The organism is Vibrio sp. Vb1026, from assembly GCF_033338745.1.
In the GTDB taxonomy this organism is placed as follows: Bacteria; Pseudomonadota; Gammaproteobacteria; order Enterobacterales; family Vibrionaceae; genus Vibrio; species Vibrio alginolyticus.
Window position 1 is genome coordinate 1 of the sequence record NZ_JAWOTH010000220.1, and the last position, 1,007, is coordinate 1,007.

A 1,007-nucleotide genomic window follows, 5' to 3' on the forward strand; every position below is an offset into this window, starting at 1 on the left:
ATCGGCCTACAGCTAATTGTTTTGGCGGGTATTCTATTACTAGGTACTTACACTGGTTACCGTCTAACAGAACTACGTCGTTTCAAACCGCTAGCGGAGGATTAAACGATGTTTGAACGTTACACTACGCCATCAAAACTTCGCCACAAAGGCATTATGGGCATGAACAAGCGTAACCATAGCTACATTGGTCGCTATAACGATCGCTCTAAATACCCATTGGTGGATGACAAGCTAAAAACCAAGATCATCGCTCAAGCTGCAGGGGCAACCGTCCCTGCCCTTATCGGCGTGATCCACAACCAAGCAGAAGTAAAAACCATCCACAACATGGTGAAAGACTGGCCGGGTTTTGTGATTAAGCCAGCTCAAGGCAGCGGTGGTAAAGGTATTCTGGTGGTGACATCGCATAAAGACGGTGTGTACACCAAACCTTCTGGTGCGACAATCAACAAAGAAGAAGTGGAACGCCACATCAGTAATGCACTGGCAGGGCTGTTCTCGCTCGGCGGTAAGAACGATGTTGCGGTGGTTGAGAACTTGATTAAGTTTGATGACTGCTTCGATGGTTTCAGCTACGAAGGTGTGCCAGACGTACGCATCATCGTATTTAAAGGCTACCCTGTCATGGCGATGATGCGCTGCTCAACATCAGCGTCTGATGGTAAAGCTAACCTTCACCAAGGCGCGGTCGGCGTCGGCATTGATATCGCAACAGGCAAAGCCATTCGTGCGGTGCAATTCGACCAACCAGTAACGCACCACCCAGATACGGGTAAAGATTTATCGACTCTGCAAGTGCCTCATTGGGAGCGTTTGCTAGAACTTGCGTCAAGTGCTTGGGAAATGACGGGGCTTGGTTACATGGGCACCGACATGGTTCTCGACAAAGAAGAAGGTCCGATGGTACTTGAGCTGAATGCTCGTCCTGGTTTGGCTATTCAAATCGCGAACGGAGCAGGATTGCTTCCTCGCTTGAAGCATATTGAAAGCCTCGGCACTCCAGC

2 protein-coding genes are annotated in these 1,007 nt (G+C 49.4%); both read left to right on the top strand.

Annotated elements, in window-relative coordinates; genetic code table 11:
• Positions 1-15: 15 nt before the first annotated feature.
• Entirely contained in the window at positions 16-105 is a 90-nt protein-coding gene (locus tag R7E47_RS25425) for a 7TM domain-containing protein (RefSeq protein WP_318085605.1), read from the top strand.
• A 3-nt stretch (positions 106-108) separates the two neighbouring features.
• On the top strand, positions 109-1,007 hold an 899-nt coding region (locus R7E47_RS25430; protein ID WP_318085604.1), incomplete at its 3' end, for an alpha-L-glutamate ligase-like protein.